This is a genomic window from Nostoc sp. (assembly GCF_036919615.1).
GTDB lineage: Bacteria > Cyanobacteriota > Cyanobacteriia > Cyanobacteriales > Nostocaceae > Nostoc.
In genome coordinates, this window is the sequence record NZ_JBALCN010000020.1 from 56,894 (window position 1) to 69,925 (window position 13,032).

Below are 13,032 nucleotides of genomic sequence, written 5' to 3' on the forward strand. Positions count from 1 at the left end.
ATGCTCAATGCCCCATGCCCCATTTCCAAAATTTAATCTATGCCAACTACTACTGATTCTCTTTCGCCCCATATTCCATCTGGAACTCGTGACTCGCGCAAGCACACCCCCAAAACAGATATGCGGGGACTTTACCAGAGAGCAATTCGTGAGTCATTTGTCAAGCTCGATCCTCGAATTACTGTCAAAAACCCAGTTATGTTTGTTGTTTGGGTAGGGACAATTGTCACCTTCCTTGTTACCCTTAACCCAAATCTGTTTGGCACAGTCCAGGCAGATGTCAACCAACAACGCCTGTTAAACGGGTTGATTACCTTCATTCTCTTTTTCACGCTCGTTTTTGCCAACTTTGCCGAAGCCGTAGCTGAAGGACGCGGTAAAGCCCAGGCTGATTCACTGCGATCGACGCGATCGGATACGATCGCTAACAAAATCCTTCCTGATGGTTCGATAGAAAAAGTTAATTCTACGGAACTGCGACGGGGCGATTTAGTAAAAGTGGTTGCAAATAATATGATTCCCGCCGATGGGGATGTAATTAAAGGCATTGGCTCAGTTGATGAGTCTGCCATTACTGGAGAATCTGCCCCTGTTCTGAAGCAACCAGGTACGGATATTGCCAGTTCGGTGACAGGCGGTACACGCCTCCTCTCAGACGAATTGACAATTCGGATTAGTGCTGATCCTGGTCAAGGCTTTATTGATCGCATGATTTCCCTTGTAGAAGGGGCAGAACGCAGCAAGACTCCCAACGAGATTGCTTTGACGGTATTGTTGGCAGTATTAACACAAGTATTCCTGATTGTAGTGGCAACTATGCCCCCATTTGTAGGCTACATCGCCAGCTTTATCAGTACGGCGTTTGGCGTTGAGGCGGGAAACAGTTTGCGTGCGGGTGCTAGCGTTGCTATTCTCATCTCGCTACTGGTAGCTTTAATTCCTACAACTATCGGTGGTTTACTCAGTGCAATCGGCATCGCAGGGATGGACAGGGTTGCCCAGTTTAACGTCATTGCGACCTCTGGTCGAGCAGTAGAAGCCTGTGGTGACATCAACACCCTGGTGCTGGATAAGACAGGCACTATTACCTTGGGAAACCGGATGGCTGATGAGTTTATTCCTCTGAATAATCACTCAATAAAAGATGTGGCGCAAGTCTCTCTAGCTGCTAGCTTGTTTGACGAAACGCCAGAAGGCAAGTCAATTGTAGTTTTAGCAGAAAAGTCCCAGGCTGCGGTAGACTTTAACATTGACAAAGCCGAGGGTGTAGACTTTTCCGCAAAAACCCGGATGAGTGGCACGAATCTACCCGATGGCAAACAAATTCGCAAAGGGGCAGTAGAGGCCATTAAGGGATTTGTCCGTTCCCGTGGCGGCTACGTTCCTGATGATGTAGACGCAGCTTATGAGCGAGTTTCGCGGTTAGGCGGTACGCCGTTAGCTGTCTGCCAAGATGACAAGATTTATGGAGTCATCTACCTCAAAGATATTGTGAAACCTGGTTTGCAGGAACGGTTTGACCAACTCCGCCGGATGGGTGTTAAGACTATCATGCTCACAGGTGACAATCGAATTACCGCTTCGGTAATTGCCGAAGAGGCTGGGGTTGATGATTTTATTGCTGAAGCGACTCCAGAAGACAAAATTGAGGTGATTCGCTCTGAACAATCTCAGGGTAAACTGGTGGCAATGACCGGGGATGGCACTAACGATGCACCTGCTCTGGCTCAAGCAAACGTGGGTGTGGCGATGAACTCTGGGACGCAAGCTGCCAAAGAAGCTGCTAACATGGTGGACTTAGACTCTGACCCTACAAAGTTGATTGACTTAGTAACCATAGGTAAACAGTTGCTGATTACTCGTGGAGCATTGACAACATTCTCAATCGCTAACGATATTGCCAAGTATTTTGCGATTATTCCGACTATCTTTGCAGCTGCTGGAATCGGCGCACTTAATATTATGGGATTAAAGAGTGCCCAATCTGCGATCATCTCGGCGCTGATTTACAATGCCTTGATTATTCCAGCATTAATTCCACTAGCACTCAAAGGGGTGAAATTCTTACCTTTAACAGCAGATCAACTCTTACGCCGCAACATCTTCATCTTTGGCTTTGGTGGCATCATTGCTCCCTTCATTGCCATCAAACTGATAGATATTATCTTACCTTTGTCTTAATTTACTATGAAACCCGTTCATATCCGACACACGTTAGCGTTCGCGCAGCGTTCCGCAGGAAAGCTCGCCGCAGGCATCGCTGCATCCCAAATATTAGAAGAAATAACTGAAATCTGGTGTCAATGGCGTAGACAAAAACTGCCACTGTATTTGTTCTTGGCGATGTGTTTCAACCTAGTGGTTGCACCTGTAGTCTATGCAGCTACTGGTGAACAACTTTCCCGCAGTCAATCTTGGGGATTGGGGCTGTTAGGACTGGTGACGCTAGGGCTTTCCATCTATCTATTTTTTGTCATGTTTGTACCGGAGAAATTCTAATGAGTTTTGCACGTGAAGTTAGCAGAGCTGTTCGTTCTACCTTGGTACTTTGGGTGATTGGAGCGATTATTTATCCTTTTGCGATGATTGCCATTGGGCAGATTGTGTTTCCCTTTCAAGCAAACGGTAATCTCCTGAAAAATAGCACTGGTCAAGTTATAGGTTCTGCTTTGATTGGTCAGCCTTTTAGTAGCGATCGCTATTTTAACAGTCGTCCCAGTACCACGAGCTACAGTACAGCCGATCCCAAAAAGGACGATGCGGGAGTTTTGAAAACTGGGGTTTCTGGTGCTAGTAACTTGGCTCCCAGTAATCCCGCACTACTAGAACGCATCAAAGGTAAAGATGACTCAGACCCCAGCAAAAAGGTTGAAGGTGACTTCAATCGTCTGAAAACAGCAGGTGTACAGCCGACTGGCGATTTAGTCTACACCTCTGGTTCCAGCCTTGACCCCCACATTACCCCCGAAGCCGCCGTAGCACAAATTGCACGAGTAGCCAAGGTGCGAGGATTTCAGCCGAACCAACTGGAAACTTTGATTTCTCAAAATACTGATGGTCGTTTTCTCGGCATCTTTGGCGAGCCTGGAGTTAATGTTTTGAAGTTGAATTTAGCTCTGGATAAAATCAAGGGATAAAGGCATGGGAAGTAGCTAAAAGAGCTATTTCCTATCGGATTTAATTTTAAACTTTATTAGTACTTACGCAAAATATCTCTCAAACTCTTATTTCTCCGTGTCCTCTGCGCCTCTGCGGTAGCCTGCGGCAAGCCGCTCCGCGTCTACGTTATTCCATAACTCGTGCGTAAGTCCTATTTATGTCTCCGACTTATTTAAGAAGTCGGGGATATTGTTGTTTACGAATGATTAATAAGGGCTATATATTAATACGCTTGGGTTAAGCATTTTTTCCTTCTCTCTCCTCTGCGGTAGCTGCAACAAGGCACTAGTACCGCAAGGCGCAAGTCAAAAGTCACTCATTCAAAAGTCAAGGCTTCGGCTTCGCTCAGCCTTGACTCTGAGCGCAGTCGTAAAGCCTGCGGCATAGCTTCGCTTAAGGCGCAGCCTAAGAAGAGAAGGGTCAAAAGTATTATGGAATAAACTCTTTAGGGCTTTTCAATGGTCTGCTTATTTACGCCGTGCTGTACTAGGCAAGCAATACGGTTTGGTTAACGTGTTTATTCCTTGAATATCCCCCCAACCCCCCTTTTTAAGGGAGGCTTTTTTTCTAATTACCCACTTTTTAAGGGGGTCGCCACAGGCGGGGGGATCTTATCTGAACCGTATTGACTAGGCATGTACGTTAAAAAAATTGACTTTGACAAATAGTTTTAGACTTATACAAAATATATCTCTAAATATATACAGTTTTAACTACTCAATAAACATACCTTTTATTTGTTCTGATATATATCATCTAGTTTTAAAATATATCAAAGATAAATTCAATTTTCTGTAAAATATTGCACAATATTATTAAAGTGAAAAAAAGATTTTGTGTTTACAAAAAAAATAGCTTTCAAGCCGAGCTTATTTAGTGTTTTAATCCAAGCAAATAGTATTTAAGGCTTTAAAGATGCATACTTCGGAGCTTGTGAGACTTTATTTCTTCTCCCAAACAAGTGTTAATCAGTCCAGCTTTATTGAAGCTAAACCAATTAAAGTAATACATAATGACACAAAACTACATGACGAAGATATTCCATTTGTAGCAGTGTTTTTGGCTCACCTTTGCTTCATGATTGTTTTTGGAATTGTCGTTTATATTGTTTTATGCGTCTGCAAAGCAGTAGAAGATCCCCCAGAAAATGCGGCACAAGATAAAGATGAAATAGTAAGCATCAAATACTTACAGCAACATCCTTGTAAAAACTGCCGATTTTTTAATAACAATCATTATCTAAAGTGTGCACTACACCCTTCCACTGCTCTAAGTAAACAAGCACTCAATTGCCCTGATTACAAACCTAAATAGGTGAGTTTATCGATAGGCTTATGGCGATCGCTTTATGCTATCCTTGCCAATTATACTCCAAGGCTTTGTGCAAATCTTCCTCACCCTATTCTTGGTTGTGGTGTCAGTCCAAATCGCAGAACATTACCTAGCTGAAGTCTTTTTGATGCACAATATCTGGGTCGATCCAGTATAAAATTATATCAATTTGCTGTAATCTAAAAAATTAAGTTTTTTTCAAGAGGAAATTAATAATACAGCCAAATTATGAAGCTAAAAATAGCTTTTTACACTCTTGCAGTAGCTATTACAGGAAAGTTAAGCCAAAGAACCTAGTACTGCAAGGCGGAAGTCACTCATTCAAAAGAATTATATTTCTTGCTATTGCGCTATTTTGTAGATGCAGAGCGGCTTCCCGGAGGGTATAGTTGGTTTATTTACGCTCTGCTGTACTAGTATTTAATGCCAACCTCCAAGAATTTGCTCAAAAAATTAGCTACATTACTAGTTTGAAAACTGGTGGAAAACTATAGCAATCCGGAATCATTCATGAGAAAATACTGAGACGGGCTAAAAGTAACTTTTAGAACCAAGGTATAAATGTGGTGATGTGGATGCAATTATTAGAAGATTTTATCAAAAATAGTAAAGAGCCGCGTGAAATCAAGCGTGCTACAGCAGTAAAAATGCTGTTATGTGGATACAAACATCAGGAAATAATCCCAGTATTAGGAGTTTCATCTGGTTTCATCAGTACGTATAAAAAAGCATTTTTTAAAATTGGAGTTGAGGGTTTAAAACTGGCGCATAAAGGAAGTGTTGGACTTCTAGATGATATTCAACGTGGCGAGGTAATTGAATGGTTGCGTTCCCAAGATAAATGGACTTTAAATGAATTAGAATATCAGATTGCCGCAAAATATGGAGTGATATTCTCCTCGAAACAAAGTTACTACGATTTATTTGATGTCGCTAGCATTAGTTGGAAAAAAACTCAAGCAAATAATCCAAAACATAACCCAGAATTAGTAGCATCAAAAAAAAAGAGATTTGTGAGTTGTTGGAGACACGACGAGCCAAAATACAGTCAGGAGAGCTAGTTGTGTTTATGGTTGATGAATGTCATTTACTATGGGGAGACATCTTTGGATATGTTTGGGGGAAAACTAGCGAACGAATATCAATACCTGTGGTAAATGCTCGTTATAGACAAACATACTTCGGTGCATTAAATTATAAAACCAAGGAATTTATCACTTATACAGGACAAAAAGGTGACTCGAAAAACACAATTAATTTCCTCAAATATCTCCGCCAACAGCGTCCGGGAGCCAAACTTTTAATAATTTGGGATGGTGCTAGTTACCACCGTTCACAAGAAATTCAAGATTACCTAGATTCATTAAATCGTGAACTTGAGAAAGAACAATGGCTGCTCACCTGTTTGAGATTTGCCCCAAATGCACCACAACAGAATCCTGTAGAAGATATTTGGCTGCAAGCAAAACGGTTAATTAGAGAGTTTTATTTTTTCTGTCATTCTTTTACCGTAGTCAAGGCATTATTTGAGCTATCGATCCATTGTCAAATTTTTGACTTTCCCAAACTTCATGAGTATGGTGTTTTCTCATAAATGATTTAGGACTGCTATATCTTCAGAAAAGTATCTCAATAATGAAAACCAAATAAGTCCAAACGACCTGAATGATTTTTATATTCTCACCAATTTTAGACCTGTTATTACTAACAAAAACTGGAAAATGGATTGTGGAGTTACTGGATATGATAATCAATAAAGTCGGGTCATTTGACCCGACTTTATTGAGCATTTGGCTTGTCAGATCAGACTTTTGACAGCTTGAGTGACGCGCTAAAAAGTCATTGTGCTTGTCTTATAACCCATTTGCAGTATGTTTGAGAGATTCAAAACAGTAAATCTGCTTCAAATTTACCCAACTTTATAGAGGTCTATATCGTATGGATTGCCACGAGTGTAGTTGTTGTATTGAAACTCATATATTCCCCCATTGGACAAATTGTATGATTTGTTCTGCACATAGTTGTTTCTACCGTCAGCGTCAAATTTAACTATTCCTCCACTGTAGGCAGTCCATACAGCTGAACCAGAATAAGGTTTTGCAGCATACCCTGGTGCTTTTGTACCATCGATCAGGTAGGAGACATTGTATTTCGTTTTGTTTCTAATCGTAAACACCTCGTATCCACCAGTAATTGTTTCACCAGCTTGTTCGTCAAGTTCTTCGACCAAACCAAAGTCTTGTAAGATGTTTTGATTGTTTGACATGATTTTTCTCCTTGATCTAAATTGAGTTAATGCAGAGGTATTTGGCTGAAGAAGAATTCAGAATTCAGAATCAATTAGTCGGGGATTCAGACCCGCCACTAATTGTTTTCCACCAAATCAGAGATTTGGTGTGGGTCTTAAACCCGTTTATTCATCCGTCAGTCGCACACAATTAAATTGGATAATTCTGGCGACTGACTCCTGAATTCTTTCTTGATAAATCTTGCCTAACCTCATTTCTAGATTGTTGAGATACAGCAGAATTCAGAATTGGGAAGTAAAACAGCCTTTGAGACTTAGGTTGTGTACTTCATCAAGTTGAAATTTACTGTAATTAATAGTATTACATGAAATTAATTGAGAAATTATAAAAAAATATGAAATTAACAGTTAAATCATTAATATCTGAAGTAGTGCTCTTTTTTTACTCTCCTAAAAAAATATTCAAAGATTAATTTGTCCAGTGGGTAAGTCCTATAATTGAAACTAGCCCAGAATTTTTTACAGGTGATGAAATATGTCCAGGTAAACTGATCAAATTGAGCCAACAAGGCGGCTTTGTTCATAAATCTTTTGATTTACTCAGGACTTTTGATGATGTTTTCGGTCAAAAAGCCAGCCACGTGCTAGAAAAACTTGAGGTTGAAGAATTGGTTGTTGATCCAGCAATGGATTTAGGAACCAATACAACCAAGAGTTACTTTTGGGAAAATAGCCTTTTATTACAAAAAGTAAGAGTATTCAATAATGCGATCGTCAAGATTGTCCAGACTTTTCGCACAGGAACTAATGATATTGACACACTTGATTTTATTCATCTGTATCTTAATGATGAAAATCAAATAAGTCAAGATCATGTGATTGGCCAATTTCACGGTTCTCTATAAATATAGCCAACTCTAGTTTAAATCTGTTACTTTTACAAAGATAAAAATGATTTCCTACAAATCAGAGTCAAAAACAAGAAGTTCAAGTCCAAAAATGGCACAAAATCGAGCGAAATTACCGTATAAACGCGACCTTTAGCAAACAACTTCCAGCTATTTTCAGGTAAATAGACCACGCCCTACGGGCACAGCATTGCTGATTGGTGTCAACTTAACGTAAAACTTATGTCCCATAAGGAACTTCAGTTCCTTGCTAATAGCTCAAGTCATCTTTAGATGACTAAATAAATCTGAAAAATCTTTAGTCTACTTGAGTAGACTTGAGCTATTAGCCCTGAAATTCATTTCTGGGCGGACGTGGAAGCCAACAGATAAGCGATTTATAGCTTAAGTTGACACCAATGAGCATTGCTGTGCCCCTACGACAGATGTAATTTTTCAAATCATCTATCTTTGGTATTCAGGTATTTCCGGTCAATGCGTAAGTCCTAAATCAGATTGTCCGTGGTGTTTTACAAATCTGCAATTAGCCGCGCCTTCCTGAGGAAGAATTGCAGTACAGTCTCTTCGCGGGAAATGATATCAACCCTACCCTGCATTCCTAATTGAATGTGACACTGATTTTTACCTTTACCTAAAATCAGATTTTCCGGTTCAATGCTCACTTCGTAGTAACTACCAACCGTTGGTGCCTGCCGATTAACAGGCGTGTCAGTAGATGCATTGCTACTATTTTTTTGGGGAGTAATTGCATCTGGAGAAATCGCCTGGACTTTACCCTTGAGCGTACCATAATCTGGGTAAGGACAAGCACTAACCCGCATTTGGACTTTTTGACCAATTTTTAACTTGTTCTTATCTTCAGATGCCACTGCTGCTTTTATAACCTGAGCTACATCGCTAGGAACAATTTGCACCACTTCCTCGCCAGCACGCAGGCTTTGACCGGAGTTTCGCAGATTAAGTTGAGAAATAATCCCATCAGCAGTGGCTTTGATGGTGGTTTGACTTAAGTCTATTTCTATCTGTTTAAGTTCGCTGGTATCCCGTTCTAGCTGTTTTTCAAGTTCAATTTTTTGTTTAACTAGGGCTTGGCGATCCTTTTCTAAAGTTGCTTTGTTGCTTTCTCCTGCGGCTTTTTCTTGGGCGATGCGCTCAGTAGCAATAGCAACTCCAGAATTACTGGGGTTGAGGGCAGTTTGGGCGCGTTCTCGTCTTGCTACAGTAGCAGATAGTGCTTCTTCTAACCGTTCAATTGTTTGTTTTTGCGCCTCAACGACGCCTCTTTGCGCTTCCACTGATTGTTGTTGCTGTTTCATAAGCAGTTGTGCTTCTTCAAACTGGTCTTTAGATAGGGCACCGACTGCGGCTACAGTCTTATAACGGCTTTCCTTTGATGTGGCTGCACCCAAAGCAGCTTCGGATGCATAGAGATTGGCTTGTGCTGTTTTTAACTGTTCTTTACCTACCTGTAATTCTCTTTGAGAAATTCTGATATTGGCATCAGCTTCTTGCAACTCGGAAACAGTAGTAATTTTTTTGTCTTGATATTCTCGGTAGCGGCCGCTCAATTCGGCTTGGGCACCTGTAATAATCCGGTGAACGCGGTCGGTTTCGGCACGAATCTGGCTGTTGAAGGCTTGAATCTGGGCATAGGTTTGCACCAGTTGTAATTTAGCTTGTTGGATATTAGTTTGCAGTTGACTTTTTTTAGTTTGCAGACGGGAATCGTCAATGAGCGCAATAGCATCTCCCTTTTTAACAACTTGATTTTGTTTGACATAAATCTGCATTACTTGACCTTCGGTTGTGGCTTGCACAACCCGCAATTCACCGATTGGACGAACAACCGCCTGTCCTTGAACTGTGACTTTATATTTAGCGATCGCTGCGACTGGAATTGCTAAACTGAGAATGCCAAGGATAATCATGCCGCCAAAGGTAGTCCAACGACCAAGTGGTGGTAAAAATTCGCTTGTTTGAATTGGGGGTACAAAATCTGTTTTGCTAACCATACTTTAGTCCAGTATTAAAGAAAAATATGATTTAATTAATCGCACCAGGCTTGCCGTTAAGGTAAGAGGCAGAAGCTGCGATCGCTAAATCATTTTTTGATGTCACAATATCATCTAGGAAATTTAAATGGTCGCCTTTGATTTGACGCAACTCTTCTGGTGTACCTTGTATTTGTAAGCGTCCAAGTTCTAGTAGTACAATCCAATCTGCTCGCTGGATGACTTTTGGCCGATGACTAATCATAATAGTGGTCTTACCCTGGCGATGGTAAAGCAATTGATCTAGTATTTGTGCTTCGCTTACCGAGTCGAGGGCACTTGTAGACTCGTCTAAAATCAGAATCGGGGGTTGAGTAACTATTGCCCTAGCGATGGCTAACCTTTGTCGCTGTCCCCCAGAAAGATTCGCACCAAATTCTCCTAAAACAGTTTGATATTTATCGGGTAATTTGCTGATAAACTCATCTGCACCAGCAATCTGACAAGCTTCGACAATCTTTTCAAAACTAATGTCAGGATAGCTGAAATGGAAATTATCGATAATTGAACGACTCCAAAAATGTGGTTCTTGAGGAATTAACACCACCTGTTGTCGCAGACATTCTAAAGACAAGTCTTGCTGGTTGTAAAGACCATAGCGAATATTACCCGACTGGATTTTGTATAAACCAGTAATTAATTTAGCGAGGCTACTCTTCCCGCACCCAGATTTACCAATTAAAGCAATTACTTGACCGCCGGGAATAGTTAGGGAAAAATCTGACAACAGATCAACTCTACCTGCGTGGTGGAAGTTGAGTTGACTACAGGTAATATCTGCATCCCCAGGAATTTCTGCCCAAGGCTTTTTAAAATCATTTTCATCTTCTGGAGTAGAATCAATGACTTCCGTTAAGCGTTGAATGACTATTTGAGCCGTAATAAATTCATCAACTAAGCCAATGGCAGAACTCAAAAAGCCCAGAAAGTTACCACTCATGCCATTATACGCAATCAATTGTCCAATACTTAGAGTCTGATTAATTACTAAGCTGCTACCTATCCAGAGGATGCCAATATTAATGAAAGTAGAAAGAACACCGACGAGGGTGCTGCTGTAAAGTTCTAATTTCATCGTACTCCAACCCAAGTTAGCAAGCCGCCCGTAATTCCCTTGGTACTCTTCCCAAGCTTGGGGTGTGGCTTGGGTAGTTTTTAACACTTGCACACCACGAAAGGTTTCTACGAGAAAGCCTTGGTTTTCTGTACCCGAAACAATCATATTGCGGGTTTTCCGGCGGATAGCTGGTAAAAACAGCAGACTAACAGCCGTAATCACGATAAAAGCGGCGATGGAAACTAAAGTCAGTTCCCAACTGTAGAACAGCATCAAAGCTAAGGAAACTACAGCAATAAAAAATTGGCTGGGTAAACCGAGGACAATTTGAGAAACCAGATTATTGATGGCATGAACATCAGAAATCCGGCTTACAACTTCCCCACTGCGTCGGGCTTCAAAGTAGGAGAGAGGCAAATGTAGGAGTTTGCGTCCATATTCCAGAATTAGCCCTAATTGTAATCTTTGACCAAAGTGACCAATTAGATGAGATTGCACTAAGCCAATCACACTTCTAATCAGGTTCATGGTTATCACCCCAATTGCTACAGTCGTTAGCAGTTGGGTATCTCCTCGCACTAACACATCATCCGTCAGCAGCTGCATCATAAACGGAGTGGCCAAAGAAAGGATTCCAATGGCGATGTTGATAGCGATCGCTTGGGCAATAATAAAACGATAGGGGTAAATCCTTTGGATATAACGCCCAATACCACCGATTTTATCAGACTCTTGGTGATAAAAGCGACTATCATCAGGAGCCAGAAGTAACATCACACCATTACCCCAACCCGCCATTAATTCTTCACGACTGAGATAGCGGATGCTAATACCAGGGTCGGCAATTACGTATTTTTTGCCTTTTTGACCGTATAACACTACCCAGTGGTTGCCTTTCCAGTGAATGATCGCTGGTAAGCATATTTGGTGCAATTGGTCGATGAGTTGGGAAGTAGCTTTGACTTGGCGGGCATTAAATCCCAGTGTTTCCGCTCCCCGCTTCAAGCCCAATAAGGACGTGCCTCGCGAACCGGTACTTACCGCTTCCCGGACGCGGTTGAGGGTAAAGGTGCGTCCGTAATGTTTGGCAATTGTGGCAATGCAAGCAGCACCACAGTCTTCTTCATTGTGTTGAAGAACAATCTGGTATTTCATTTTAAAGTGCAATTATTAGGCAGAAAATAAAGTCGGGTCATTTGACCCGACTTAATTGAGCATTTGGCTTGTCAGATCAGACTTTTGACAGCTTGAGTGACGCGCTAAAAAGTCATTGTGCTTGTCTTATAACCCATTTGCAGTATGTTTGAGAGATTCAAAACAGTAAATCTGCTTCAAATTTACCCAACTTTATAGAGGTCTATATCGTATGGATTGCCACGAGTGTAGTTGTTGTATTGAAACTCATATATTCCCCCATTGGACAAATTGTATGATTTGTTCTGCACATAGTTGTTTCTACCGTCAGCGTCAAATTTAACTATTCCTCCACTGTAGGCAGTCCATACAGCTGAACCAGAATAAGGTTTTGCAGCATACCCTGGTGCTTTTGTACCATCGATCAGGTAGGAGACATTGTATTTCGTTTTGTTTCTAATCGTAAACACCTCGTATCCACCAGTAATTGTTTCACCAGCTTGTTCGTCAAGTTCTTCGACCAAACCAAAGTCTTGTAAGATGTTTTGATTGTTTGACATGATTTTTCTCCTTGATCTAAATTGAGTTAATGCAGAGGTATTTGGCTGAAGAAGAATTCAGAATTCAGAATCAATTAGTCGGGGATTCAGACCCGCCACTAATTGTTTTCCACCAAATCTATGATTTGGTGTGGGTCTTAAACCCGTTTATTCATCCGTCAGTCGCACAAAATTCAATTAGATAATTTTGGCGACTGACTCCTGAATTCTTTCTTGATAAATCTTGCCTAACCTCATTCCTAGATTGTTGAGATACAGCAGAATTCAGAATTGGGAAGTAAAACAGCCTTTGAGACTTAGGTTGTGTACTTCATCAATTTGAATTTATCTGTCTTACGTAGTATTTCATGAAATTCATTGATTGATTGTTAAATTTTTTTAACAGTCAAATTATTGAGAGCTAAGTAGCGTTTTTTTATTACTCTGGCAAGATAATATCCCAGGTAAGCGCATCTAGTTTTGTATTTTTTGATACAAATGAAAAGCTTTAATACCAATTCAATGTGAAGCTGCATAGAATAGAGCTTCCAGGATAAAGTTATAAGAAGAGACAGAAATTACCTGCTCAAATGTAAGTTGGTCG

11 protein-coding genes and 1 pseudogene are annotated in these 13,032 nt (G+C 40.8%); 8 read left to right on the plus strand and 4 right to left on the minus strand.

The genetic code is table 11. The features are described from left to right. The first annotated feature begins 39 nt into the window (after positions 1 to 39). From kdpB to V7K48_RS07525, 7 genes and pseudogenes are all read left to right on the plus strand, one after another. Complete coding sequence (gene kdpB / locus V7K48_RS07500; protein ID WP_335071065.1) at positions 40 to 2,181, plus strand: potassium-transporting ATPase subunit KdpB; 2,142 nt, start codon at positions 40 to 42, stop codon at positions 2,179 to 2,181. 6 nt (positions 2,182 to 2,187) lie between these two features. Beyond that, positions 2,188 to 2,499, plus strand: a complete 312-nt coding sequence (locus V7K48_RS07505) for a potassium-transporting ATPase subunit F (RefSeq protein WP_335071067.1) — start codon at positions 2,188 to 2,190, stop codon at positions 2,497 to 2,499. Beyond that, a complete protein-coding gene (kdpC, locus tag V7K48_RS07510) occupies positions 2,499 to 3,137 on the plus strand; it encodes a K(+)-transporting ATPase subunit C (protein ID WP_335071069.1) in 639 nt (212 codons plus the stop codon). The genes V7K48_RS07505 and kdpC overlap by 1 nt, the downstream gene beginning before the upstream one ends. Before the next feature lie 937 nt (positions 3,138 to 4,074). Continuing rightward, positions 4,075 to 4,473: a hypothetical protein gene (locus V7K48_RS07515; protein ID WP_335071071.1), complete on the plus strand. Its 399-nt coding sequence runs from the start codon at positions 4,075 to 4,077 to the stop codon at positions 4,471 to 4,473. 34 nt (positions 4,474 to 4,507) lie between these two features. After that, the gene (locus V7K48_RS07520) at positions 4,508 to 4,648 is read left to right on the plus strand and encodes a hypothetical protein (RefSeq protein WP_335071072.1); all 141 of its coding nucleotides are present in this window, start codon (positions 4,508 to 4,510) and stop codon (positions 4,646 to 4,648) included. A gap of 256 nt (positions 4,649 to 4,904) precedes the next feature. Further along, positions 4,905 to 4,982: pseudogene (locus V7K48_RS34935) on the plus strand (DUF7219 family protein); the annotation flags it as partial. Between the two features lie 84 nt (positions 4,983 to 5,066). Further along, positions 5,067 to 6,085, plus strand: a protein-coding gene (locus V7K48_RS07525) for an IS630 family transposase (protein WP_335071074.1) whose coding sequence is annotated in 2 segments (ribosomal slippage) — positions 5,067 to 5,487 and positions 5,487 to 6,085 — 1,020 coding nt in all. Because the reading frame shifts where the segments join, the coding sequence is not laid out codon by codon here. A 315-nt stretch (positions 6,086 to 6,400) separates the two neighbouring features. Here the strand turns inward: V7K48_RS07525 and V7K48_RS07530 are convergent. After that, positions 6,401 to 6,757 carry a hypothetical protein gene (locus V7K48_RS07530; protein WP_335071076.1) on the minus strand — a complete coding sequence of 119 codons (357 nt, stop codon included), beginning with the start codon at positions 6,755 to 6,757 and terminating at the stop codon, positions 6,401 to 6,403. 539 nt (positions 6,758 to 7,296) lie between these two features. Here V7K48_RS07530 and V7K48_RS07535 point away from each other — a divergent pair. After that, the gene (locus V7K48_RS07535) at positions 7,297 to 7,644 is read left to right on the plus strand and encodes a hypothetical protein (protein ID WP_335071078.1); all 348 of its coding nucleotides are present in this window, start codon (positions 7,297 to 7,299) and stop codon (positions 7,642 to 7,644) included. 512 nt (positions 7,645 to 8,156) lie between these two features. On the opposite strand, the gene V7K48_RS07540 is transcribed toward V7K48_RS07535, so the two are convergent. From V7K48_RS07540 to V7K48_RS07550, 3 genes are all read right to left on the minus strand, one after another. Further along, the gene (locus V7K48_RS07540; RefSeq protein WP_335071080.1) at positions 8,157 to 9,659 is read right to left on the minus strand and encodes an HlyD family efflux transporter periplasmic adaptor subunit; all 1,503 of its coding nucleotides are present in this window, start codon (positions 9,657 to 9,659) and stop codon (positions 8,157 to 8,159) included. Positions 9,660 to 9,690: 31 nt separating this feature from the next. After that, the gene (locus V7K48_RS07545; RefSeq protein ID WP_335071082.1) at positions 9,691 to 11,910 is read right to left on the minus strand and encodes a peptidase domain-containing ABC transporter; all 2,220 of its coding nucleotides are present in this window, start codon (positions 11,908 to 11,910) and stop codon (positions 9,691 to 9,693) included. A 182-nt stretch (positions 11,911 to 12,092) separates the two neighbouring features. Further along, entirely contained in the window at positions 12,093 to 12,449 is a 357-nt protein-coding gene (locus V7K48_RS07550) for a hypothetical protein (protein WP_335071076.1), read from the minus strand. Positions 12,450 to 13,032: the final 583 nt, after the last annotated feature.